At 65.3% G+C, this 24070-nt stretch carries 20 protein-coding genes; 9 read left to right on the forward strand and 11 right to left on the reverse strand.

The genetic code is table 11. The features are described from left to right. The 3 genes from K8I61_11035 to groES all read right to left on the reverse strand — a co-directional run. Positions 1-901: hypothetical protein (locus K8I61_11035; protein MBZ0272562.1), on the reverse strand; the 901-nt coding region annotated here is incomplete at its 3' end. A 312-nt stretch (positions 902-1213) separates the two neighbouring features. Then, positions 1214-2860 (reverse strand): chaperonin GroEL, encoded by a 1647-nt coding sequence (gene groL, locus K8I61_11040; protein ID MBZ0272563.1) that lies wholly within the window; start codon positions 2858-2860, stop codon positions 1214-1216. A gap of 38 nt (positions 2861-2898) precedes the next feature. After that, a complete protein-coding gene (gene groES / locus K8I61_11045) occupies positions 2899-3189 on the reverse strand; it encodes a co-chaperone GroES (GenBank protein MBZ0272564.1) in 291 nt (96 codons plus the stop codon). Positions 3190-3646: 457 nt separating this feature from the next. Here groES and K8I61_11050 point away from each other — a divergent pair, with 457 nt between their 5' ends. After that, positions 3647-4240, forward strand: a complete 594-nt coding sequence (locus K8I61_11050) for an HD domain-containing protein (protein MBZ0272565.1) — start codon at positions 3647-3649, stop codon at positions 4238-4240. A gap of 152 nt (positions 4241-4392) precedes the next feature. On the opposite strand, the gene K8I61_11055 is transcribed toward K8I61_11050, so the two are convergent. Continuing rightward, the gene (locus tag K8I61_11055) at positions 4393-5565 is read right to left on the reverse strand and encodes a formylglycine-generating enzyme family protein (protein MBZ0272566.1); all 1173 of its coding nucleotides are present in this window, start codon (positions 5563-5565) and stop codon (positions 4393-4395) included. 83 nt (positions 5566-5648) lie between these two features. On the opposite strand from K8I61_11055, the gene K8I61_11060 reads away from it, so the two are divergent. After that, on the forward strand, positions 5649-6230 hold the full coding sequence (locus K8I61_11060) for a methylated-DNA--[protein]-cysteine S-methyltransferase (GenBank protein ID MBZ0272567.1): 582 nt from the start codon (positions 5649-5651) through the stop codon (positions 6228-6230). A gap of 248 nt (positions 6231-6478) precedes the next feature. On the opposite strand, the gene gltX is transcribed toward K8I61_11060, so the two are convergent. Continuing rightward, positions 6479-7873, reverse strand: a complete 1395-nt coding sequence (gene gltX / locus K8I61_11065) for a glutamate--tRNA ligase (protein ID MBZ0272568.1) — start codon at positions 7871-7873, stop codon at positions 6479-6481. Further along, positions 7870-8688: a sulfite exporter TauE/SafE family protein gene (locus K8I61_11070; GenBank protein ID MBZ0272569.1), complete on the reverse strand. Its 819-nt coding sequence runs from the start codon at positions 8686-8688 to the stop codon at positions 7870-7872. Before K8I61_11070 ends, gltX begins: the two co-directional genes overlap by 4 nt. Before the next feature lie 213 nt (positions 8689-8901). On the opposite strand from K8I61_11070, the gene K8I61_11075 reads away from it, so the two are divergent. The 5 genes from K8I61_11075 (at position 8902) to K8I61_11095 (ending at position 16463) form a co-directional block, all read left to right on the forward strand. After that, positions 8902-10941, forward strand: coding sequence for a beta-galactosidase (locus K8I61_11075; GenBank protein ID MBZ0272570.1), 2040 nt, complete (start codon positions 8902-8904; stop codon positions 10939-10941). Beyond that, entirely contained in the window at positions 10938-11741 is an 804-nt protein-coding gene (locus K8I61_11080; GenBank protein ID MBZ0272571.1) for a hypothetical protein, read from the forward strand. Before K8I61_11075 ends, K8I61_11080 begins: the two co-directional genes overlap by 4 nt. Beyond that, positions 11738-13759 carry a glycosyltransferase family 39 protein gene (locus tag K8I61_11085; GenBank protein ID MBZ0272572.1) on the forward strand — a complete coding sequence of 674 codons (2022 nt, stop codon included), beginning with the start codon at positions 11738-11740 and terminating at the stop codon, positions 13757-13759. The genes K8I61_11080 and K8I61_11085 overlap by 4 nt, the downstream gene beginning before the upstream one ends. Before the next feature lie 3 nt (positions 13760-13762). After that, positions 13763-15928, forward strand: coding sequence for a glycosyltransferase family 39 protein (locus K8I61_11090; protein ID MBZ0272573.1), 2166 nt, complete (start codon positions 13763-13765; stop codon positions 15926-15928). Between the two features lie 82 nt (positions 15929-16010). Further along, the gene (locus tag K8I61_11095; GenBank protein MBZ0272574.1) at positions 16011-16463 is read left to right on the forward strand and encodes a DUF2269 family protein; all 453 of its coding nucleotides are present in this window, start codon (positions 16011-16013) and stop codon (positions 16461-16463) included. 143 nt (positions 16464-16606) lie between these two features. Here the strand turns inward: K8I61_11095 and K8I61_11100 are convergent, their stop codons facing one another. Continuing rightward, positions 16607-18040: a YncE family protein gene (locus tag K8I61_11100; GenBank protein MBZ0272575.1), complete on the reverse strand. Its 1434-nt coding sequence runs from the start codon at positions 18038-18040 to the stop codon at positions 16607-16609. Beyond that, positions 18025-19197, reverse strand: coding sequence for a beta-propeller fold lactonase family protein (locus K8I61_11105; protein ID MBZ0272576.1), 1173 nt, complete (start codon positions 19195-19197; stop codon positions 18025-18027). Before K8I61_11105 ends, K8I61_11100 begins: the two co-directional genes overlap by 16 nt. Before the next feature lie 93 nt (positions 19198-19290). Between K8I61_11105 and K8I61_11110 the strand changes: the two genes are divergently transcribed. Continuing rightward, entirely contained in the window at positions 19291-20190 is a 900-nt protein-coding gene (locus K8I61_11110; GenBank protein ID MBZ0272577.1) for a hypothetical protein, read from the forward strand. 108 nt (positions 20191-20298) lie between these two features. Continuing rightward, positions 20299-21606 carry a hypothetical protein gene (locus K8I61_11115; GenBank protein ID MBZ0272578.1) on the forward strand — a complete coding sequence of 436 codons (1308 nt, stop codon included), beginning with the start codon at positions 20299-20301 and terminating at the stop codon, positions 21604-21606. A 156-nt stretch (positions 21607-21762) separates the two neighbouring features. Here K8I61_11115 and K8I61_11120 read toward each other — a convergent pair whose 3' ends face one another. The 3 genes from K8I61_11120 to K8I61_11130 all read right to left on the reverse strand — a co-directional run. Continuing rightward, positions 21763-22206 (reverse strand): hemerythrin domain-containing protein, encoded by a 444-nt coding sequence (locus K8I61_11120; GenBank protein ID MBZ0272579.1) that lies wholly within the window; start codon positions 22204-22206, stop codon positions 21763-21765. A 75-nt stretch (positions 22207-22281) separates the two neighbouring features. Further along, entirely contained in the window at positions 22282-22890 is a 609-nt protein-coding gene (locus K8I61_11125) for a methyltransferase domain-containing protein (GenBank protein ID MBZ0272580.1), read from the reverse strand. Beyond that, positions 22887-24070, reverse strand: a 1184-nt coding sequence (locus K8I61_11130) for a hypothetical protein (GenBank protein MBZ0272581.1), incomplete at its 5' end; no start/stop codon positions are given. The genes K8I61_11125 and K8I61_11130, both read right to left, overlap by 4 nt.

Consider the following 24070-nt stretch of genomic DNA (forward strand, 5'->3'; position numbering starts at 1 on the left):
GCTGCCGGGTCTCGGCGGCTGGCTCGGTCGTATCATCCGGCGTTTCGACGCTCGCGGCCGCCGCGGGACGCGCCTCGATCGGGCGGTTGTTCATGAGATCGCGCACGACGCGCGCGATCGCCGCCGCTTCGTCGCGCGAAACGGCCGGCTTGGGCGCCGTCACCGGAGCGTCCTCGACCGGTGCGAACGTTTCCAGCGACTCGATGTTCATCGGCCAACGAAACCGCGTATCGCGCGACGCATTCGCGGGCTTGGTCACGGCCTCCGGATTCGCGGCGACGATCGTCGCGGCGGCGTGCGCTTTGGCGAGCGGCGCCGGGCGTAGCGCAGCGTGTTCGGCGGCGGCCGGCGTTGCGATCGCCGGCGCGGCTTTTGGCGCAAGCGGCGCGGGCACCTTCGACGACACGACCGGCATCGTCGCTTTCGGTGCGACAGCCGGCGCGTCCGACGCGGAAGCGGTGCTGACAAACGAAATCTTCAACGCGCCTTTTTGCAAAGCGGCGGGAGCCTGGATTTTCGGTGCGGCCGGCGCGTTGGCTTTGTCCGCCGGTGTTTGCGGCGATGCGGTTTGGGGCGCCTGGGGCGCCGGCCCGGAGTTTTCCGATCCGATGCGGCCTTCGCCGTTGTCGGCACGGGGCGTATGCTTGGCGACGCCGGTCGAAACAACATCCTCGTTGACGTCCGGCGCGGGGTTGTCGGAGCCGATTCGCCCGTCGCCGGTCGATGGAATCATGTCTTCGCGCAGGCGGCGCTCGGATTCGTGTGTTTCGTTTTGCGAAGCGGCCTCGCGCATCGCGATTTCAAACGTGGCCGCGTTGGGGCTGACGTCGGAGCCCTGCCATTTTGACATGAACATCCGAAGGAGAGAGGCCTGATCCAGATCGCCGGAGACGCGTGACATGACGTTCCTTCCCATGGAGCGGCGTCCGGGCCGCGGTCCGTGGCATCCATGCCGGGTACAGGAATGAGCAAGGGCTGTGCCACGCCGGCGGTCCGGCAAATTGTGTCCGGATTTCAGGCAATTAGGCGCACGGCGTCGATTGGCGGGGCAGGGCGCCCAGCGGCCATGTCTGCCGCGACACGGCAATTTTCGCCCCGCCGGAAGAATACGCCGCGTTGTGTTTACCGGTTGTCGGTTGCCAGTCGCCGGTCGCAAAAAAAGCCCCGGACGCTTTCGCATCCGGGGCTTTCGGGTTCTCGATTTGCCGGGCGCTTACATCATGCCGCCCATGCCACCCATGCCGCCCATTCCGCCGCCGTGCATGCCGCCGCCGCCGCCCTTTTCCTCGGGCTTCTCGGCGACCATGACCTCGACCGTCAGAAGCATCGTAGCGACCGACGCCGCGTTCTGCAGCGCCGTGCGCGCGACCTTCTTCGGGTCGATGATGCCGGCCTTGATCATGTCGGTGTATTCCTCGGTCGCGGCGTCGAAACCGAAGTTGCCGGTTTCGGCCATCACGCGCTCAACGACCACCGCGCCCTCGCCGCCGGCGTTGGCGACGATCTGGCGGATCGGCTCTTGCAGCGCGCGGGCGATGATATCCACGCCGGCCTGCTGGTCGTGCTCGAGCTTCAGCTTGCGCAGCGCCGGGAGCGTGCGGAGATACGCGACGCCGCCGCCGGGGACGACGCCTTCCTCGACCGCGGCGCGCGTGGCGTTCAACGCATCCTCGACGCGCGCCTTCTTCTCCTTCATCTCGATTTCCGTCGCCGCGCCGACCTTGATGACCGCCACGCCGCCGATGAGCTTCGCCAGGCGCTCCTGGAGCTTCTCGCGGTCGTAGTCGGAGGTCGTTTCCTCGATCTGGGCGCGGATCTGGTTGACGCGGCCCTGGATTTGCGCGGCCTCGCCGGCGCCGTCAACGATCGTCGTGTTATCCTTGTCGATCACGATGCGCTTGGCGCGGCCGAGCTGGTCGAGCGTCACGTTTTCGAGCTTGGTGCCGATGTCCTCGGACACGACCTGCCCGCCCGTGAGGATCGCGATGTCCTCGAGCATGGCCTTGCGGCGATCGCCGAAGCCCGGCGCCTTCACCGCCGCCACGTTTAGCGTGCCGCGCAGCTTGTTGACGACCAGCGTCGCGAGCGCCTCGCCCTCGACATCCTCGGAGACGATGAGAAGGGGCTTGCCGGAGCGCGCCACGCCTTCGAGAACCGGAAGAAGATCCTTCATGTTGCTGATCTTCTTCTCGTTCAGAAGGATGTACACGTCCTCGAGCACGGCCTCCATGCGTTCGGAGTCGGTGACGAAATAGGGCGACAGGTAGCCGCGGTCAAACTGCATGCCCTCGACCACCTCGAGCGTCGTGTCCATCGACTTGGCTTCCTCGACGGTGATGACGCCTTCCTTGCCGACCTTGTCCATCGCCTGCGCGATAATGGTGCCGATCGTCTCGTCGTTGTTCGCCGAGATCGTGCCGACCTGCGCGATCTCCTTCTGGTCCTGCGTGTCGCGCTTGATCTTGTCGAGCTCCTCGATCACGACCGAGACGGCCTTGTCGATGCCGCGCTTCAGGTCCATCGGGTTCGCCCCCGCCGCGACGAGCTTGAAGCCCTCGCGGTAGATCGCCTGCGCCAAAACGGTCGCGGTGGTGGTGCCGTCGCCGGCCACGTCCGAGGTCTTGCTGGCGACCTCCTTCACCATCTGCGCGCCCATGTTTTCGAACTTGTCCTCGACCTCGATCTCCTTGGCGACCGTGACGCCGTCCTTGGTGACGGTCGGGGCGCCGAAGGACTTGTCGAGAATCGCGTTGCGGCCCTTGGGGCCAAGCGTCGCCTTCACGGCGTCCGCCAGGATGTTCACTCCGGAAAGGATGCGCGCCCGCGCGTCCTGCCCGAACATAATCACTTTCGCGGCCATGGATTTACCTCCTTGGGATCTTTTCGATTCGGCCGAATTTATTTCTCGATCACGCCGAGGATGTCGTCTTCGCGCATGATGACGTACTCCACGCCTTCGATCTTTACGTCGGTGCCGGCGTACTTGGAAAACAGGATGCGGTCGCCGGCCTTCACGTCCATTTTCTGGACGGTGCCGTTTTCGAGCTTCTTGCCGTGGCCGGCCGCGACGACCTCACCCTCGGCCGGCTTTTCCTTGGCCGTGTCCGGGATGATGATGCCGCCTTTGCTCTTTTCCTCCTCGGCCACGCGCTTGACGACGACGCGATCGTTGAGAGGACGGATGTTCATAAGGACGTCTCCTTTCGATGAAACGCAGCGATGGTGTGCGAAAAGGGTTGGACCCTGGATAAAAACCCGATCAAAACCGAAACCCGCGCCGCCCGGCGTCTTCGGCGCTGGCGACTTTTTCTCGAAAATTTAGGAATATTTTGCCCCGGCGCCCCAAAAACGCGGACACTCGCCGGAGACGCAGCAAAGGTAGTCACGGCTGACGCGGTGTCAAGGCCGCCTTGCACACATTTTGCAAAAAAATCGTTCGGGTTGGCCGGCATCGCCCCCACGTGCCGACGGGGCGATGGACAAAATGGACATGATGGACCGAATGGACCTTATGGACGGTAAACGATGGCGCGCGCTTCGGTGCGATTCTATTCCTCAATCCTCAATCCTCGATCCTCAATCCTCAATCCTCGTTTTTCGCCGCCCCCCTTGCGCTTACCCCGCGTCCCGCCTACCAATCACCCTCATGGACGACACGCCGCTTGCCGTACCCGACGCGCCGATTTTCGCCGAGGCCGCGGACATGTTGCGCCAATCCGCGCCGCCGGCCGTCTTCAACCACTCGCTGCGCTGCTTTTTTCTGGCCCGCGCGTTCGCGCGCAAGCGTTCCATTCCGTTTGACGAGGGCGATCTTTACCTTGTCTCCCTGTTCCACGATCTCGGCCTGTGCCCCGGCCATCGCCGCCCGCGCATCCCTTTCACCGTTTCCGGCGCGTACGAATTGCGCCGCTTTCTGCTTGCCGGCGGATACGGCGACGAGCGCATCGGCCCTCTCGCGGACGCGATCCGCTATCACATGCTGCCGTTTCCGAAATGGTCGAAGGGCAATCTCGCCGGGCTGATCCACGTCGGCGCGTGGATGGACGTGTTCGGGCGCAAAAAGCGCGTCATCCGCCCGGAGGTCCGGCGCATCGAGGAGCAGTTTCCGCGCTACGACCTGGGCGCGCAGATCTGCCGGTGCTTCCTCGCGTCAACGCGCTCGGCGACGGCGGTGTGGGGGCTCTACCTGCCCGACCGCGTCCGCCTGCCGACGGTGGGGATGCCCGTCAAGCGTAAATAGTCTGGAAGACGGGAAGGCTAAAAGGCTGGAAGGTTATCGCAAGGAACGCGATTCAACACGGAGAACACGGAAGACACAGAGAATTTTTGTTTTCTCGGTGTCCTCTGTGTTCTCTGTGGTGAAAATTCCTTGCGTTTTATTACGGAAAAAACCTACCAGCTCATCGCGCAGCGGAATCCCGCATGGTTGCTGCGGCCGTGCGGCGGTTGCACGTTGCGGAAGCTCGTGCGCAGGCGCGTGTCGTAGAAGTCATACTTCCACGCGCCGCCCTTCAGCAGCCGTGATGCGCCCGTCGCGGGACCTTGAGGATCGTTGACCGGGCTGACGGAATAGTAATTCGCGTCGTACCAGTCGGAGACCCACTCCCAGACGTTACCGGTCATGTTGACCGCGCCGTACGGTGTGCGCACGTCGGTGAAGGAGACGACCGGCGCCGGAGACGCGAAGCCGTCGTAGTAACCGTTTTCGTCCCAGTTTGTCCGTTCGGGTTGCCACTGGTTGCCCCACGGGTAGACGCGCCCGTCCGGGCCGCGCGCGGCCTTTTCCCACTCGGCCTCGGTGGGCAGCCGCTTGCCGCGCCAGCCGCAATAAGCGTCCGCGTCAAACCACGTCACTCCGACGACGGGCAGGTGCGCCTGATCGTAAACGGGGTCGTTCGCGAAGCCGGACGCCTCGCAGGCGCCCGCATCGACGCATGCGTTGTATTCGCCGAACGAGACCTCGACGCGGTCGATGACAAATGCCGAGAGACGGACCTCGTGGAACGGAAGCTGATCGGCGCGGCACGCCTCGCCAAACGGATCGGGCGTATTCGGGTCGCACCCGACAAATGCCGGTCCCTCGGGCACGAACGCCATGTTGCAAGCTTCCGCGGCCTGGGCGGGTGTCGGCGTAAACGGCGTGATCTCTCTCGCGTGCATCTCGAACGAACACAGCGCGCGAAACTCGGACAAGGCTGATTGCTTGTTGTTGTTGTCGTCACCCGGCGATCCGGGAAAAACATCGTCGCCCGCGTCGTCATCGTTATCGCCGCCGCCATCGGCGGGGTCGTCCGCCTGGTCGTCGTCGGCGGTGTCGTCGTCGGTCGGGCTCGCGTTCCCTAAAGGGTCGTCGATCGACAATTCGGGCGCATCGACCAAGGACGATTCCGTTTCTTCCTCCGATTCCTCTTCCGGTTTCGCGGATTCGGGTTCGTAGTTGCCCGATTCGTCCGGCGTGGCGACGCCGAACGTGCTGTCTTCGCAGCCCGCCAGAAGCGGCGCGATGGCCAGGGTGGCGAAAGCGAAGACAAAAACGAGCGATTTCGCGGATATGGAATTTGTCATGGCGGGCCCCGTCCCTGGGCGTTTTCACGTCGTGTGCGTTATTCGTTGCTCGGTGTATTCTATCGGCAACCAGGGGGTGAACGATGAGCGGAAATCGGGCCGTGTTTGATGTGCGTCAAATGGAGTTTTTCGGTGATCGCGCCGTTGTCGCGGTCGAATTCGACGGCGAACTGACGTGCGTGACGCTCGCCTTGCCGAAAAACGCGGAAGACGCCGCGCGCGCCGCCGCGGCGCGCTGGGATCGCCCCGATGTCGTGGGCGGGCGGACACCGGTTCTCGATCGATTTTTCGCTGAGCTCGAGGAGTTTGTCGCGGGCCAGCGCCGCGCGTTCACGGTGCCGTACCGCATCATGGGCTCGCCGTTTGCGCGCAAGGTGCGCGAGGCGCTTTTGCGGATTCCGTATGGCGAAACGATGACCTACGGCGAGATCGCGGCTGGGATCGGCATCCCCAAGGCGTCGATCTCCGTCGGCCAGGCCAACGCGAAAAACCCGCTGCCGTTCGTGCTCCCGTGCCACCGCGTCGTCGGATCCACACCCGGCGACCTGCGCGGCTACGCGTTCGGCCTCGAACTCAAGAAAAAGCTGCTCGACCTGGAACGCGCGCACGCGGACACGAAGCTGACGCCCCGCGCATCGCTGCCGGAAGTCCGCGCGACGCTGTAATTTGAGTCGTTGCCGTGCGGTCATCACCGAGCGCGCTCTCGTCATCCTGGGCGCGTACTCCTGATCGTGAGCGCGTACTCGTCATCCCGAGCGAAGCGAAGGATCTGGCTCGCCCCGGCTGACGGCCACGCGTCGACACGGTCGGGGCCAGATCCTTCGGCTCGCTGCGCTCGCCTCAGGATGACGACGCTATGCGAGGCGATCCTACGAAAACGGCCACGCGTCGACCCGCCGCGGTTCGCCACGCCTTAACGCGCAACCGCCGCCGCCGCGCGAATCCGCCTCAACGCCGTCTCCTTGCCGATCAGCGCGATCGTCTCGAAGATCCCCGGGCTAACCGTACCGCCGGTCAGCGCCACGCGCGCCGGCTGGGCGACCTTGCCCAGCGCGAGGTTCCGCGCTTCGCAGATGGTTTTGAACACCTGTTCAATTTCCGGCTCGGCGAAATCCGCGAGAGCGTCGAGGCCATCCGCGATCTCGGCGAGGATCGACGCGCCGTCGACGTTCAGGAACTTCGCTTTTGCCTTTTCGTCATACGCGGCGGGGTCTTCAAAAAAGTAACGCACGTGATCCGCCAGCTCGGCGAGATTCTTGAACCGTTCGCGCGTGTTGACAACGAGTTTTTCGAGCCAGGCTTGCTCGCGCTCCGGATACCCGCGCGCCGCGAGATACGGACGCAGCGCGTCGACGACGTCGCTTTCCGGCAGCGTCATCATCTTCTGTTGGTTCACCCACGCGAGCTTGTCCATATCCATGATCGCGGCGGATGGGTTCACGTCCTTCACGTCGAATAGCGCGATCAATTCTTCGTCGGCAAAAAGCTCTTTGTCCCCGTGCGACCAGCCCAGGCGCGCAAGATAGTTGCGCAGCGCCGCGGGCATGAAACCGAGCTTCGCGAATTCCGTCAGGCTCGTCGCGCCGTGGCGCTTGGAGAGTTTCTTGCCGTCCGGGCCATGCACGAGCGGAATGTGCGCGAATGCCGGCACGTCAAATCCCAGCGCCTTGTAAACGATGAGCTGCTTGGGGGTATTGTTCAGGTGGTCCACGCCGCGGATGACGTGCGTCACGCGCATGTCGTGATCGTCCGCGACGACGACGAAATTGTAGGTCGGCAGGCCGTCCGCGCGCGCGACGATCCAGTCGTCGAGCTCCTCGGCCGGAAAGGCAACGCGCCCGAGAATCAGATCGTCCACCACGATTTCGCCGTCGATAGGCATCTTGATGCGCACGACAAAATGCGCGTCCGTGCCGTGATTCGCGTCGCGGCACTTGCGATCGTAGGTATATTTCTGCTTGGCGGCCTGCGCGGCCTCGCGCTTTTCGGCAAGTTCCTCCTTCGTGCACGTGCAGCGATAGGCCGTGCCGTCGGAGAGCATCTTGTCGATGAGCACCTTGTGCGCGTCGATGCGCCGGGACTGATAGATCGGCTCGCCATCCCAATCGAGGCCGAGCCACGAAAGGCCATCGAGGATCACGCGCACATTCTCGCCGGTCGAGCGCTCGGCGTCGGTGTCCTCGATACGCAGCAGAAACTTTCCGCTGGTGTGGCGCGCGTAAAGCCAGTTGTAGAGAGCGGTGCGCGCCCCGCCGATGTGCAGGCTGCCGGTGGGCGAGGGCGCGAATCGGACGACGATTTCGGTCATGCGTTTCCCCAAAACGGCTGCAGCACGTCGCGAAGGCCGATGACGAAAAGCAGCAGTGCGAAGAATTGTTTGAGCGGACGCGGATTCACGCGGCGCGCGGCGGTCGCGCCCAGGTGCGCCATGCCGATGCTGGCGGGCGCGAGCGCGATCCAGGCGGGAAGATAGACAAATCCGACCGCGCCGGGAATGGCGGCCGGCGGCGTCGCGGCGACGTAGTTCGCCGCCGCGGCGATCGCGTACACGACGACCAGCGCGCTCGACGTTCCGACGGCGCGGTGCGGCGCGAAGTTCGCGAACAGGATGAAAAGCGGCACGTTGACGATGCCGCCGCCCACGCCGAAGAAACCGGAAAAGAATCCCGCGACGATGCCGAGCGACGCGAGCAACAGGCGCGATCGGCGCTCGCTTCCCTTCACGTGCGGCGTCGATTTCGTGAGTCCCAGATGCAACGCCACGCCGATCAGCATCGCGCCGAACATCGTCTGCAACCACGCGCCCTCGATACGCAGCGCGATCTGCGCCGCGAGTGTCGCGCCGATGACCCCCCCCGCGCCCGTCCAGCCCACCGCCCGCCAATCGACCATGCGGCTCGCGTGGTGCGTGCGAGCGCTGCTGGTTGCCGTCAGGATGATGGCGGCAAGCGACGTCCCGAGTGCGAGGTGGAAAATATCGTTGCCGCCGACGCCTTCGAGGCGGAAGAGGTGCGAGAGGACCGGCACGTAGATGATGCCGCCGCCGACGCCGAGAAACCCGGCGATAAAACCCGCCGTCGCGCCCGCGGCGAGGTACACAAGAAGGGCGGCGGCAAGCGACATGCGCGCGAAATTAGAATGTTCACCGCCAAGACGCAAAGGGGCGCGACGCGGACTCACCGCAGAGAACACAGAGAACACAAAGGTCATGCTCCAGTTTTCCCCTCCGTGTCCTCTGTGCTCTCCGTGGTGCAATTTCGGCGGCGTCGCGCCTTCGTTGACAGCGTTGCCGGGACGTGGATTCATGCCTTCAATGTTCCCACCCGGAGAGCCCGCGTGAGCGTGCGCGTCACGGCAAGCGGCGTCGAGATAAACGGCCGCGCCGCGCCGCTATTGTCGGGCTCCATCCATTATTGGCGCCTCTCGCCGACGGTGTGGGAGGCGTGCCTCAAGAAGATGCGCGGCCTCGGCCTGACGATGGCCTGCACCTACATCCCCTGGTCGGTACACGAGACTGCGGCGGGGCGTTTCGATTTCGGCGACGTGTCGCCCGAGCGCGACGTGGCGCGATTCATCAGGCTCGCCGGGTCACTCGGGTTCGACGTCATGATCCGCCCCGGCCCGCACATCAACGCGGAGCTGACCGACTTCGGGTTTCCCGCGCGCGTGCTCGACGACCCGGCCGTCAAGGCGCGCGGCCCGGACGGCGAGCCGATCATGATGCCGCTACCGCCGCGCGCGTTTCCCGCGCCGAGCTATTCGTCGGAGGCGTTCTGGCGCGAGACACGCGTCTGGTTTACGGCGCTCGCCGGCGTGATCCGTCCGTTGCTTGCGCCAAACGGCCCGATCTTTCTCGTGCAATGCGACAACGAGCTGTCCTACTTTTTCCGCACCGGCGCGTACGACATGGATTACTCCGACGGCGCGGTCGCGGCGTATCGACGATTCGTGGCGACGAAATACGCGACGCCCGCCGCGCTCACCCAGGCCTACGGCCGCAAGGTCGCGGCTTTCGACGATCTGATGCCGCCGACGCGCTTTGACGCGCGATCGCCGGAGGACCTGCCCGCCTATCTCGACTGGATCGAACATAGGGAGGTCGTGCTGCACGACGCGCTGGTGCGCTGCCGCGCGATGTGGGAGGAACTCGGCATCAAGGACATCCTGTTCACGCACAACATGCCGCCGTCGCTTTCGCGAACGCCATTTCACGTCGGCGCGGACGAAACGGCGCTCGACATCGTCGGCCAGGACTACTACCAGAAAAAAAGCGATTTCCCGTCGTATCGCCGGCGCTTGCTCGCGCTCGAGGGGCGAAGCCGCCTGCCGTGGTCGCCCGAGTTTTCCGCCGGTTGTTATCAGGCGTGGCCGCCGCTTGGCGCGGACGATCACAAGTTCACCGCGCTGGCCGGCCTGATGTACGGATTGCGCGGATTCAACTTCTATATGGCCGTCGAGCGCGACCGCTGGTACGGCTCGCCCATCACGCGGCGCGGCGGCATAAGGCGCGAGACGTACGACATGTTCGCCGAACTTGTCGCGTTCATCCGCGAGCATCGCCTGAACGAACTTTCGCGCGAGGCATCGGTGCTCGTCGTGATTCCGCGTGCGTACGATCGGCTCGAAAAAGCGGCGACGCTCTTCGGCAACATTTCGCCGATGATCGTTGAGGGCCGCATGACGGCGGCGCATCTTTGCGACGAGCGCCCGCTCGGCTTCGCGCGCAACATCCCGATCGCCTGCGACGATTTTCTCGCGGCGGCCGTCGAATCGCTTGACGCGCTCGGCATCCCGTGGCGCGAAGGCGATTCCACCGCCGGGATCGGGATGCTTCGCCGGCACGAGATCGTCATCTGCCCGTCGTTCGAATTCATGGAAAAATCGTTGCAGGACGATCTTCGTGCGTACTGCGAGCTCGGCGGCACACTTGTGATCGGTCCCGAAGTGCCGACGCGCTCCGAGGCCATGTCCGAATACGCGCGGCTGGACCACTTCACGACGCGCCCGGTTCACAAGCTCGAATGCGAGCACGACGCGCTTGTCTTCAACGCGGGTGGCGGGCGGCTTGTGCTTGTCGCCGCGCCGCTGGCGCGCGACGACGCATCGCGCCGGACGATGTCCGCGGTCGCGTCGTTCTTGCGCATCGCGCCGCGCGCGCGCGTTGCGCCGCCGTTCGCGCTCCAGACGCACGCCGGCGCGGCGCGGCGGATCGCGTATCTTGCCAATCCGACGGGCGCCGCGCGCCACGCGGACGTGACGGCCGCGGGCGAGTTGCGCCTGCGCGATCTGGCGACGGGCGAGGAGTTCGCCGGGCACGGCCGCGCGGTCGTGCCGATGAACGCCTGGCATGTGCGCGTGATGGAGATGCGGCCGTGATCGGTGCGGGAATCGAGTGCGTCGATCTGGACGCGCGCCATTGGCGCAACCTGCTGGCCCTGTTCGCGCGGCCGCGCGGTCGCGGCAAGACGATGTGGCTGTTTGTCGAAAACGACCGTTGCGTGAAGGCGTGGCACCCCGAAAAGGGCGCGCTCGTCGGATACGCGCCGCGCGACGTGCGCGACCTGGAGGCAATTCGCGCCGAGCAGGGCGTTGAATCCGTCGCGGTGCTCGCGCCGCAAGACGTGCGCGCGTTTTTTGCCGCGTGGCAGCGCGCGATCGCCCGCGACGACGACTACGACGCGCAGATCCTGTCGATCGTCGCGGTCGTTCGCGAATTTTCGCGCGAGGTCGTGCGGTGGCATCCGCGTCCCCCCAAGCGGATTCCCGACCGCGTGTTCGATGTCGAGCGCCGCGAGCGGCGCTTCCACAAATATTGGCCCGACGAGACGTGCGTCGGATTGTTCGTGTTCGACGGCGACCGCCCGCACACCTCGCTCATCCTCGGCAAGTCCGCGGGCAAGCTTTCGCTGATGACGACGCTCGACGCCTTTGGCCTCGCGGACGGGCCGTTCGATTACGCGGCGCAATGGAAGCAGGTGGCCGATCTCTGCCGCCGGCACTTTCACCCGCTGCACGCGGCGCTGTGGATCGAACGATCGGCGCTTGGCGAAATGCTCGCCGGCCGCCGGCGCGCGTCGTACCTGCGCCTGGCGATCGAGCGCCGCCGCGCGCTCATCGCGCCGTGTCCGCCGTGGTGGGGTTTCGCGCTGCGCGTCGCGTCGTGGATGGGCCAATGACGGCGCGCGGCTCGTCGCTGTTTCGCGCGGTCGATCGCGCGACGGCGCGCGATGTCGTGCTGCTCGGCGCGATCGTCCTGTTCCATTTCGCGACCAATCTCGCGTACATCAAACTCGACGTGCGGACCGCGAACATCAACGAACTTTCGCACGTGCTCGGGCCGATCGACTTTCTGAACAACCTGACGGATTTTCCAGACTGGCGCGCTGCGTATCACGTCGCGTTCACGGGATATCCGCCCGCCGGCGTGCTTGCGACCTTCGCTTTCGCCGTGATCGGCCGCGTGCACGACGCGGCTCAGTTTTCGCAGTTTATCCCGTCGCTCGTGATGTTCGCCGCGATCTACGTCCTCGGCCGTGCGCTGTTTTCACGCGCGGCGGGGCTTGTGGCCGCCGCGCTGCTTGCCGTCTCGCCGGCGGCTTGCGAAGGCTCGCGCCAGTTTCTCCTGGAGTGGCCGCTGGCGGCGGCGGGCGTCGCGGCGATCGCCTGCGTTTGGCTTTCACGCGGTTACGCGGACAAGCGGTACGCGTACGGCGCGGGTCTGTTTGTCGGCCTCGCCGCGCTCTCCAAGCAGACATTCCTCGTATTTCTCGCGGGCCCGCTTGCGGTGTCCCTCGTCGCGTGGATCGCCGCGTTGCGCGCGGGGCGTACGGATGCGCCTACGGCCGCGCGGCGCGTGATGGGCCGCCGGCCGGCGATCGTCGCGGGCGCGTGGATTGCCGGCGGCGCGCTTGTGTCGTGGTTTCTATACCCCGCCGCGACCCGCTCGGGCATCGATGCCTGGTTTGCCGTCGGCGGCGGCGGCGGATTCGCCTACGGCGCCACGTTTCTTGTCGGGACGACGCTTCTCGTGGCGGGAGCGGGAACGCTTGCGACTCTGGCGCGCGGGCCGCTCGCCAACGCCGCCGGCGCGGGACTTGTCGCCGTGGCGATCGCGTCGGTGTGGTACTTCCCGAAGGGGATCCTGAATTTCGTCACCTACGCGCGGCAGATGGCGATGAACGTCGAGACGATGTCGCCCGCGTCGCTTGCACAATTCTATCGCTCGTATCTGCCCGACTATTACATCGGCGTCGTGCCGTATCGCGTCGCGCTTGTGCTGCTACCCGTGGCGGCCGGCGTCTGCATTTTTCGCTTCGCGCGCGCCGATGACCGCCCGCGCCGCGCGCTGGCCGGCGCGTATCTCGCCGCGTGGACCTTCGTGCCGTTCGTGGCGTTCTTTTTCATCAACATCCGCAACGAGATGAACCTCGTTCCCGCGGTGCCGGCCCTCGCGATGACGCAAGCGTGGATCCTCACGCGCCTTCTTCCGGAAAAACGCGCGGACGACACGCCGCCGCTTTGGGCGCGCGCCGCGCGATTCGCGGGCATCGCCGCGTTCGCACTTGCGTTCGGCGCCTGCATGACGTTTGGCGTGCTGTCCGCGACGTTTTTTCGCAGCGCGGGGGGCGATTATCGCGCGCTGCCAATCGACGACTCGGACAACGCGATCGCCGGCCGCTACTTTCCCCGCGTGCTTTCCGAACAAAACTATCTCGTTCCGCAAACGCGCGCGTGGCAGGTTGACGCGATCGCCGATCACATCCTCGCGAACACGCAGGCCGAATGGCCGCGCGTCCTGTCGCAGGACTCGCAGTTCAACTTTTCCTGGAACGCGTTCTGGTACGTTTTCAAGCTGCGCCACAGCAAGGCCATCGTCGAAACGCAGCTCGACGACAACGAGAACATCCTCGAAAATCCGCGCGAACCCGGACACATCCTGGGCTTTGACGCCATCGTGTACCGCGTGCCGTGGGAGATCGTTCTGGCGGGCGCCGTGGACGATTATCGCGCGAACGATCAGCTGCGTCGCACGTACGAATACCTGGCCGCGCCGCCGGACGAGTTTCGCGAAACCTATCGCGACCCGGTTGCCTTTCCGCTTCCCGACGGCACGACGGCGATGGTGGCGACGCGCCGCCCCGGCGCGCCGGTGCTGCTCGTTCCCGAGGCGCCGGCGCCTCCGTCGCCCGAATAGCGCATGACGGACTCGGCCGATCGCGCCAACGATCATCCGGCCCGCGCGCGTGCCGTCGATGCGCTCATTCTCGGCGCGATCGTCGTCTTTCATGTCGCGACGAATCTCGCGTTCATCGCCGCGGATCCGCGCACCGCGAATCTCAACGAACTCTCGCACGTCATGGGGCCGATCGAATTCCTGAACGGCCTCGCGAATTTTGAAGACAAACGCGCGGCCTATCACGTGGTGTTTACCGCCTATCCTCCCGGCGGCGCGCTTGCGACCCTGGCCTTCGCGTTCCTTGGACGGGCGCACGATGCCGCGATGATGTCGCAAATCCTGCCCTCCGTCGCGATTCTCATCGGCGTGTATTTTCTCGGACGCTTGCTCATGTCGCGCGCCGCGGGACTCGTGGCGGCGGCGTTCCTGGCGATCTCGCCCGCCGCGTGCGAGGCGTCACGCCAGTATCTTCTGGAGTGGCCGCTGACCGCCGCGGTCGTGCTGACGATGTTTTTCGCGTGGCGCTCGGACGGCTATACGAAAAAACGCGACGCGTATCTCGCGGGGTTTTGCGCGGGTCTTGCCGCGTTGTCGAAACAATCGTTTTTCATCTATCTGATCGGGCCGATTGCCGTGTCGCTTGTACCGTGGATTCGCGCCATAGGGGCACCAGCGCCGATCGAGCCGGCGCCGCGCGCACCGCGACGCGAACCGCGCCGCGAACCGAATCCGGCGCGCATCCGCCGGCGCGGCTATCCCGGCTATCTCGCGCGATCGTTTGCGTCGCGATATCGCGTTGCGGGCGAACGCACCCCCGTGCTCGCGCGGCGCCTGCCGCCGGGTGCCCCCGGAATGCTTCTCGCGGGCTGCGGATGGATCGCGGCGAGCCTCCTCGCGGCGTGGTTGATTTATCCGCACGAGACGCGCGTCGATATCGCGAGCCGGTTTCAGGCGGAGGCCGGCGGCGATTTTCCGTTTGGAATGGCGATCCTGCTCGTGACGGCTGCGCTCATCGCCGGTGCGGGCCTTTTCGCGACCTTCACGAGCGGGCCGCTCGGCCATGCGTTCGGCGCGGCGTTTTGCGCCGCGTCGGTCGCGTCGGTCTGGTACCTGCCGCAAGGCTTGCCGAGCTTTTTCGGCTACGCGCGGCAGATGCAGCGGTACGCCGAATCGATGCCGCCGGGCGCGCAGTTGGGATTCTACCTCTCATACATGCCGCCTTATTACGTCGGCGTCATCCCTTACGCCCTCGCGCTTGCCGCCCTCCCGGTCGCGATCCTGATCTCGGCAATCCGCTTAGCCGGCACGACGGACCGCGCGCCGCGCCTTGTTGCGGGCGCGTACGTATTGGCATCCGTGCTCGTGCCGTTCGCGCTGGTATCGTTTGTCCCGATCCGAAACGAGATGAACCTCGTACCCGTGCTGCCGGCGCTCGCGCTCGCGCAAGCCTGGATTTTCACGCGTTTCCTGCCCGCGCGGCGCGCGAATGGCGAGCCGCCGCGCCCGTTCAACCGGGCGTTGCGCGCGGCGGGCATCGCGGTTTTCGTCGCGGCATTCGGCATCGTCGCCGTTTCCGGCATCTTGTCGGCCACGTTTTATCGCAACGACGACGGATCGTATCGCCCGTTGCCGATCGACGACGCGGACGGGCGCGTTGCGACCCGTTTTTTTCCGCGTGTGTTTTCGATGGAAAGCTATCTTGTCCCGCGAACGCACGACTGGCACATCGGCGTGATCGTCGACCACATCCTCGCGCATACGAAAGCCGCAAGTCCGCGTGTGTTGTCGAATGATGTGGCGTTCGATTTTTCGTGGATCGGGTTCATGTACGAATTTTCGCTGCGCCGGGCGAATGTCCGCGTCGAAACGCAGATCGACGACAACGAGGACATCCTCGCCGATCCGCGCGCGCCCGGGCACATTCTCGGCGTCGATGCGATCGTGTACCGCGTTCCGTGGGAGAAGGTGCTCGAAAGCGCCATCGACGATTATCGCGATAACGATCAGATCAAACGGGCTTACGACTATTTGATCGAGGCGCCCCCAGAACTGCGCGAGATCTACGAGGACCCCGTGGCGTTCGAGTTGCCCGACGGATCGGACGCGCGCGTTTTGATGCGCCGGCCCGGCGCGCCGACGCTTGCGGCGCCCGCGGAAATTGAATACGACGAAGGGCGCCCGGAATGACGCCGCGGGCGCTATCGCGCCCCGCGCCGGAATGCGTACGATGGGGGCCCGCACGCCGGGCTGAAAACGACGGAGGTCGAACGTGGTTTATCTGATTGTCGCCGTCCTTCACGTGCTCACCGCGCTTGTCATCGTGGGCGGGGGCGCTTTTTATCTGCTCTACCTCGCGCCGCTGATGCGCGATCCGGAAAACGCGCGGATGTTCGCACGCGCCGCGAGCTGGCTGCCGCGCCGCGTGAAGATGGTGCGCTGGCATTCGCTGATCATTCTTGTTCTGACGGGGCTGTATTTCCTTCACATTCGGGCGTTCACCGCCGCCATCGCGGTCAAACTGATCGTCGTCCTCGCCATCCTCGCGGTCGCGTTCGTGCTCGATTTCCGCGTGGCCAAAAGTCTCGCCGCCGCGGCGCAAAATCCCGAGCGCGCGGCCGAAGCGGCGAATCTGCGCGCCCGCGCGTTTTCGCTTGGCAAATGGCTTGTCGCGCTGGCGTTTGTCGCGGCCTTCGTCGGCGTGCTGATCCGCTTCGGTTACTGATCGGAATCGACGAGCGCCGTGTCTGGCTAACGCGCGCGTGTGACAAACATCGCGGCGAGATGCGAACTTCGGGCACGGACACGGGTACGGGCACGGGATCGGGATTCCACTCAATCCTCAATCCTCGATCCTCGATCCTCAATCTACGGAATCACCCCAATCCGCTGGATCTCTTCCGTGTACAGAATGCTGAGATTGTGCGTGCCGGTGTTGGCGATGAACACGATGTCGAAATCCGCGTTCTTGTAGAACGGCGTCATCGCGATGCCGTCGGGCACGAGGCCCACGCGAATCGGCGCGACGCCCACGTTCGATTCGAAGTAGAACGTGTCGCCGTCGGAGGCGTGGTATTCGTTCTCCCGGATGGAAAAACCAAGCTCGCCGCCATCGGTGACGTAGAACTGGTCGCTTTGCGCGCGTGCGATCTGCAAGCCGGACTGCGTGCCGCGCACGGTCCACTCGTCCTCGGGCAGGTGGTAGGTCAGCACCCACCGCTCGGTGGCCACCAGGCAGTCGCGCACCTCAATGCGTTCGAGCGCGGGATTCGACGGCGGCCATTCGTCGTCGAAAAATACGCGCCCGCCCCAGGAGTTGCAGATGCGCCGCGTGTCCGTGTCGAGCACGTAGACGAAGCCGTCGTTCGCGCTGATCCAGACGTCCCGGCCGTCGCCGGTTCGCGCCAGGCTGTTCGGCGCGCTTGGCAGTTCGACCTCTTCGACAACCTCTGGCCGCGCGCCGAGGCGTACGACGTGCACGCGCGGCGGGTCGTTGTTCAGCACGTACAGTTCGCTTTGTTCGCGGCCGATCGCCATCGCGCCCGGCGCGCCGCCAAGCTCGATCGTCGCGTTCACAATCTGGGCGGGGGTGTCGGGATTGACAAAAAGCAGGTCGCCCTCGCGCGTCGTGACGAACACGCGGTCGCCCGCGTCCGAAAGTGCGAGGCCAGCGGGCGTGCCGGAAAGCGCGGCCTCGCCGATCACCTCGCCGGCGTCCGCGTCCAGCACGAAAAGCCGCGCCCCGTCCGGGTCGGTGACGAACGCGCGCAGCGGTTCGCCTTCTTCCGGAAGCCGCGCCGGCAGTTCGATTTCGCCCGCCCGCACGACGAGCGGAAGCTCGTCCACGCGAATGTCGTAACGCAGGCCGCGCCGGCCCTCGTCGTCGAACACGACCTTCACGTCGAACACGTCCGGCCGTCGCCCGGCCCAGCCGGAGACAACGCGCACGTTGTCGCGCCACGTGTCGGTCACGAACAGGCGATCGCCCGCGGGCGTGAGCGCGATATCGTACGGAGCGCGGCCGACGCGCACCACGTCCGTGTCGTCCACCTCGTTGGTGTGCGCGGAAAGCACGGTATATTTTTTCGCGTTGACGACGGTGATCGTGCCGCCCTGGTTGTTCGCGATGAACAGATAATGGCCGTACGGATCGAGCACGTTCGGCTGCACGGCCACGCGCGTCGGCCCGGCGAAACGTTCCTGAACGCCCGCAATTCCGCGGCTTCCGCCGCCGCAGCCCGCGACGGCCCAAACGGCCAGCGCCAGAAGGCCCGAAAGCGCGCGTGTTACGGGATGACCCATATATATTCCTTCGTGCGCGCGTCCATCAGGCTGACGTTGTGCGAGTCGAAATTCGCAATCAGCGCGTAATATTGTTCGGGGTCGCGGTCGTCCGGCTCCGTGAACGCGATGTCGTACGGCCCAAGCCCCGTGGGGATCACCTCGAGCACGCCGCGCGAGTCGACGTCGTAAATGATGACGTTGTTCGACACGAAATTCGTCACCCACACCTCGGCGCCGTCCGGCGTCACGCGCACGGCCGTCGGCGCCTCGTCCGCGGGCAGGATGTCGACGATCGCCGCGTCCGCCCGCCCGGGAATCTTGTCGGTATCGATAACCAGCACCGATTCCGGCGAGCGCGCGGCGACGAACGCAAAGCGCCCGTCGGGCGTGAAGTCGATGCCGCGCGTATCGATGCCGACGCCGGTGCGCCGGCTGCCGAGCGCGAACGCGGTGACGAATCGGTTGGTGGCCACGTCGATGAGCACCACCGACGCGAGCCCGCGGTTCGTGACGTACGCGTAGCGGCCGAGCGGATCGACCGCCACCTCGTTGATGCCGAAATTCAACAGCTCGTTTTTGATGAGCCGGCGCTCGGCGACATCGACGATCGAAAGATCGCCGCTGCGGACGTTGGCGACGAAGAGTTTTTCGCCGTCCGGCGTCATCGTCAGGCCGAACGGCTCCACGCCGACGCGGATGCCCTGGTCGCCGTCGCGCCCGGGTTCGAGATCGACGATGCGCGGAGACGCGGGATCCGAAAGATCGACGATGAGCACGCTGTCGCCGCCACGGTTGGCCAGGTACGCAAGGCTCCGGTCCGGCGACATCACCATCTTGCCGATGTAGGCCGGCGTCCGCACACGCTCGATGACGGGGTCGTGGCGATTGACGAGCGCGCGGTCGAGATCGATGACGGTGATCGCGCCGGCCGAATCGTCGGAAAGGTCGAAATTCGCATTGGTGACGTACGCATACCGGCCGTTGACGACGATGCCCACGGGCGAGTCGAAGACGCCGCCTTCGCCGGAAAACTCGTCCACCGGTTCGCCGCAGCCCGAAATAAACGCAACAAGGACAAGGATCGCGGCGATGCGCGAAACGACTGCCGCCTCGGTCGCGCAAGGGCCGCGGCCGGGCGGGATCTGTCCTCGAGAGCGAAGAAAAATACCGCCCATCACGACCCCGGAAAAAAGCGAGCGCCAGTATAGGTGCGGACCTTGGGCTGTCAACGCGCGAAAAGAAGTCTGTCGCGGCAGGACAGATTGGCGATGGACATCATGGATCGGATGGACATGATGGACGCGATGGACAGAACGCACCGGCGATACCGGCGTGCGGCGGTTTGGCTTGCCGCGGCCGTCGCGTTGGCTTTACCGCGGCCCGCCCTCGCCGGCGCGCCGCGGTGTCCCGATCACGTCACGCAGCCGAAGGTCGGCCTTACCGGGCAATGCTGTTTTTCCGTCGACGGCGGAAAGGTCTGCGACATGATCGGCAACGTCTCCGAATTCGTGGGCGATGCACCCGCCTCATTCGGATGGTCGCCGCCGGATTCGTGTGGCGAGATCGTTGCGCTCGCCGGCTCCACCGTGAATCAGCACCTGGAGGCGTCAAATTCGATGCCTCCCGACGCGGCCGGCTGCCCCAGGCCGTTTCCCATCGCGTATCGCGCGGATTGCGCGGCGGTGCACTTTCACGGCGCCGAGATCGGCCGATTCGAGGACGACGGGTTTCGTGGCCGGGCCGATCCGTTGAAAAAGGGTAGGGCGCTCGCGTGTCCCGAGGGCATGACGCTTATTCGCGGCGGTACCGTCCGCGTACCCGTCCAACTCAATCTCGCCACGCCGGACGAACCCAGGCGCGTCACGCGCCGGGACGTGCGCGTCGACGATTTTTGCCTGGATACCTACGAGGCGTCGCTCGACGAAAACGGCCGTGCGATCTCCCGGGCCGGCGTGGCGCCCGCGACGGTTGTATCGAAAACGCAGGCGCAACAGGCCCTGGCCGCCGCAGGCAAGACGCTGCCGAGTTTCGCGGAATGGTACGCCGCATGTTCCGCGAAAAAGGACGGACTTTGGCCGTGGGGCGGCGAGGAATGGACGTGCAACGCGTGCAACCTCCACCCGCCCGAGGAAGCGTCGGCCGCGCCGGAGGCCCCGTCGCCGCAATAACTTTCGCCGCCCGCCCTTGTTGCGAAAAAATCCCTTTAATTTTGTCGCGATTCTTACTAAGATCATGGAGCCGCGAAGTCCGCCGGGAGAGATTCCGGGGGGCGCTCGATGAGAAAAATAGCTTGGCGGCCCGAGTCCGCGTTCCTTCTGATTCTTGCGGCGTTCGTGCTGCTATTGGTCGCAGCCAACGGCTGCGGCGACTGCGCGGTTCTTAAGGGCGATGACGTAACCGGCGCGTCGCTCGATGACGATACCGCCGACGACGACGCGGGCGATGACGACGCCGGCGGTCCGGATGGCCCGCCGTTTCCCGACAATCATAAAATTACCTGGAACTGCTTCATCTGCCATGAGCAGGGGCTCTATCGCGCGCCCCAGCTTCCGCACGGCGACCTCTACGATCCCCCCAGCGATTGCATGAACTGCCACACGCAGGGAGATTTCGGATTCACCGATCCGGACGCGCCCGCGGACCACGGCAGCAACCAGGATTGCCTCACCTGCCACACGCCCCAGCACCAGCGAACGTTTGAAGACCCGGACCAGTGTTTTGTGTGCCATTTGTCGGGCAGCACAACGCCGACCTCGCCGTCAAATCACGATCCGGGGTGGGACTGCTACCTTTGCCACGACGAGGATTTCCTCGGCGCGGGCGAGGAGCCGCACGGCGGCGACTACGGCGCGCCGGACGACTGCGTCGAATGCCATGACAACGGGTCCTGGACGTACACCAATCCGAACGCCCCGAAGGGCCACGGATCGCCCGAGAATTGCCTGAATTGCCACCAGGGCACGCACGGCAAAACGTGGACCGACTGGAAGCAGTGCCTTGTCTGCCATCAACCCGGCGGCGGCGCGCCGACCTCACCGCAGGGCCATAAACAAACCTGGAACTGCTACCTGTGCCACGATGCCGATTTCCTTGGGGCGCTTGGCGAACCGCACGGTGCGTCCTACGGATCGCCCGACGATTGCACCGCGTGCCATCTCGACGGCCCGTGGTCCTACACCAATCCAAACGCGCCCGACGGGCACGGTTCGTCGATCGGCTGCCTGAACTGCCACCAGAGCCAACACACAAAAACGTGGACCGATCCGGACCAGTGCCTGGTCTGTCACCGGGAAGGTGAACCCGGTCCTGATTTTTCGAATTTGCATGAGACCGACTGGAACTGCACCATCTGCCACCCGTCGAATCAGAGCTTCAACGGTTCGCCGCGCGAGCCGCACGGCGGACAATACGGCAACGACGACTGTCTGGCCTGCCACGCGATGGGTGACTTCGGCAATCCACGCCACGGGCCGGAGCCCGAGGACGACCACACGCCGGCGTGGAACTGCCTGGAATGCCACGCCACGCGGCACGGCAAACCGTGGCAGGAAAAGAGCCAGTGCATGATCTGCCATCAGTTCTAGACGCGGACGATTCGCATCGTTCCCGTTTTCTGCCGACGGTCCGCGCCGCGACATCCAGGGGGTGGCGCGGACCTTTTTTCGTGCGTCATCGCATTGCGCGTCGAATGTCGCGGCCGTGCGCTTTCCGAGCCGTCATGTCTCGCGAGGGACGAAGCCTTATCCGGCCGCCACGCGCCGCGCGTCGGCCCATCGGCCGCCAAGCCGCTCGAGATCGCTTTCGGACAAGACCTGTTGCGCGATGTGGAACAGGACCTGCTCCTCCTTGCCGAAGTGATTGCGAGCCGTGCCGATCAGTCGCCGGAGGTTTTCGACGGCCGCTTCGAACGTCTGCGCATTCGCGGCTCCTTCGAGCGCTTTTTCGATCTCTTCGTGCTCGTGGCGCATCACCGCAAGCGGGCCCGCCTGTCCAAGGTGGGGATCGAGGGCCGGGAACAGCAGTTCGTCCTCGATGTGGGCGTGCGACGCGACCGCCGCCATCAACAGGCCGGCCATCGGCTTGACGTCGTTCAACGTCGTCGCGGCCGGCAAGGCCCGCTCAACGTGATCGAGGAGCGAATAGATCACGCCGTGTTCCCCCAAAAGCGCATCGGTCAATTTCACGATTTGTCCTCCTTGTTCGGTATCGATGCCCGCCATACGGACGCCGATCGGTGATCGGTCTTTCCGAATTCCGGGCTAGGCGGGCTTTCTCGCCGCGCCCGCGATCCAACCCTTTATCGGATGGTCGTGCAAGTGTTCGACGAGCAGTCCGGCCTTCGGCAATTCGGCCAGAAACGTCGAGCGGTCAGGAATCGTCGCCCACGGATGATCCGTGAAACGCTGCTGCACGAACGACACTACGGGCACATCGAAGTGAAACTCGCGCACCAGCTCCTCGAACAAAAACATCCCGCCCGGCTTCAGCACTCGCGCGGCCTCTTTCATCGCGGCGCGCCAGTCGGGGATGTGATGGAAGATCGTCAGTTCGAAAACCGCGTCAAAACTCGCGTCCGCGTACGGGATGCGCTCCGCGTCGAGGACTTGCAGGTCCACCTCGGCCCTGGCGCGGCCGGCGAGGCGCCCCGCGCGCGCGACCATCTTCTCATCGAGGTCAAACGCGTCGATGCGCGACGGATGGAAATAGGCGTCGATCTGCAAAATCCCCGCGCCGGGACCGCAGCCGATCTCCAGCACGTGCCCCAGATCGCGCGGGCACCACGCGCGAAACCGCGAAAACGTGCGCCGCATCAAAAAGCGCCGCGCGGGGTTGTCGACCAACGCGTATTCGAAGGCGTTGATCTTCATGTCGCCTCCTTCGCGCCGCGCGCCAGTTCGGGCGCGAGCGCGGGCAGAAGCAGCGCGTGCCCGCGCAGATGGCTCGCCGGCTGAAAGACGAGCGCGAACGGCCAGCCGTTGACGTGCCGGGGGACGTATATCGTGCCGTCGGCCGTCTCGCCCGGCGCGACGCGATTGGCTGTTTCGAGCGAGCCCGCGATCGAAGCGGTCCGATCAAGCGCCTCCGCGCCGCGGCCGGATCCCTGATCGACCCAGAACATCCCCGGTTTGATTTGCGCCGCCTGCCGCTCGGCAATGTTCGTGACGCGCACGCGGAACGTCATGTAGCCGCCGGCGGCCTCCGGAAGGCCGTCGATTTTCGGCTCCCATCCGTATTCCAACACGCGAACGCGGTAGCGCTCGGGGATTTCGATTGAAAGCGGCAGATCGCCCTTGACCTCCGCGGGGTAAAGCGACTCATACGGAGGAACATTCAGGGCTTCCGCCGAAATCCATCCGAAAAGCTCGCCCTCGCGCTCCGCCAGGAATCCCGCGCCTTGTTGCGCGTGCAGTCGCACCGAGTCTCCCGCCTTGGCCGCCATCTTGCGCCCGCCGGGGCCGTAAACCGCCGTGACATCGGCGTTCAACGTCACGTCGCCCTGAACAACGAGGCCGAACAGCCCCTCCCAGCGCGGCTTGAGCTTGACGAGCTCGCCGGAAAACGAATAGCCGATGGGGTCCTTGGCCTCCAGGGAAAGCGTCGCCGCGATCGCCTGGGGTTCGTATTCGCGATAGATCGGGTCAAACGAGCGGCCCACGATGCGGAAATCGCGCCACGAGCCGGGCCGCCACGGATTCGTGCTCGTCACCGGCGGATCGAAGCCCAGCCCCGACGAATGCTTCTCGAAACGCGAATCCCGGTCGAACACGGCGATGAGCTTCGTGAACGCGCCCGCGCGATAGATCAGCTTGTCGGTGTTGTTGCGGATACTGCCCGTCGCCACCAGGCGGATGCCCTTTTCGCGAGAGTCCGGCGCGCCAACCGGATTGATCTCCGGGTCGACAAGATACGCATGACGCACCACCGCGAAAAACGGATTTTCCGCGGGCTGCGGTTCGGGCGCGCCCGCCGGCGTCGCGGAGGGCGAAGTGCCGGGAAGCGGCATCGCGGGCGACGGATCGGGAGCGGGGGCGGGCACGGGAGCCCGAT

The organism is bacterium, assembly GCA_019912885.1.
Lineage (GTDB): Bacteria > Lernaellota > Lernaellaia > JACKCT01 > JACKCT01 > JAIOHV01.

What these genes read in the sequence shown, in the direction of transcription:
- groL (MBZ0272563.1), bottom strand. Translation starts at nt 2,860, where the DNA reads ATGGCCGCGAAAGTGATTATGTTCGGGCAGGACGCGCGGGCGCGCATC.
- K8I61_11050 (MBZ0272565.1), top strand. Translation starts at nt 3,647, where the DNA reads ATGGACGACACGCCGCTTGCCGTACCCGACGCGCCGATTTTCGCCGAG.
- K8I61_11115 (MBZ0272578.1), top strand. Translation starts at nt 20,299, where the DNA reads ATGAGAAAAATAGCTTGGCGGCCCGAGTCCGCGTTCCTTCTGATTCTT.
- K8I61_11055 (MBZ0272566.1), bottom strand. Translation starts at nt 5,565, where the DNA reads ATGACAAATTCCATATCCGCGAAATCGCTCGTTTTTGTCTTCGCTTTC.
- K8I61_11100 (MBZ0272575.1), bottom strand. Translation starts at nt 18,040, where the DNA reads ATGGGTCATCCCGTAACACGCGCGCTTTCGGGCCTTCTGGCGCTGGCC.
- K8I61_11105 (MBZ0272576.1), bottom strand. Translation starts at nt 19,197, where the DNA reads ATGGGCGGTATTTTTCTTCGCTCTCGAGGACAGATCCCGCCCGGCCGC.
- K8I61_11090 (MBZ0272573.1), top strand. Translation starts at nt 13,763, where the DNA reads ATGACGGACTCGGCCGATCGCGCCAACGATCATCCGGCCCGCGCGCGT.
- K8I61_11070 (MBZ0272569.1), bottom strand. Translation starts at nt 8,688, where the DNA reads ATGTCGCTTGCCGCCGCCCTTCTTGTGTACCTCGCCGCGGGCGCGACG.
- K8I61_11125 (MBZ0272580.1), bottom strand. Translation starts at nt 22,890, where the DNA reads ATGAAGATCAACGCCTTCGAATACGCGTTGGTCGACAACCCCGCGCGG.
- K8I61_11085 (MBZ0272572.1), top strand. Translation starts at nt 11,738, where the DNA reads ATGACGGCGCGCGGCTCGTCGCTGTTTCGCGCGGTCGATCGCGCGACG.
- groES (MBZ0272564.1), bottom strand. Translation starts at nt 3,189, where the DNA reads ATGAACATCCGTCCTCTCAACGATCGCGTCGTCGTCAAGCGCGTGGCC.
- K8I61_11060 (MBZ0272567.1), top strand. Translation starts at nt 5,649, where the DNA reads ATGAGCGGAAATCGGGCCGTGTTTGATGTGCGTCAAATGGAGTTTTTC.
- gltX (MBZ0272568.1), bottom strand. Translation starts at nt 7,873, where the DNA reads ATGACCGAAATCGTCGTCCGATTCGCGCCCTCGCCCACCGGCAGCCTG.
- K8I61_11110 (MBZ0272577.1), top strand. Translation starts at nt 19,291, where the DNA reads ATGGACATCATGGATCGGATGGACATGATGGACGCGATGGACAGAACG.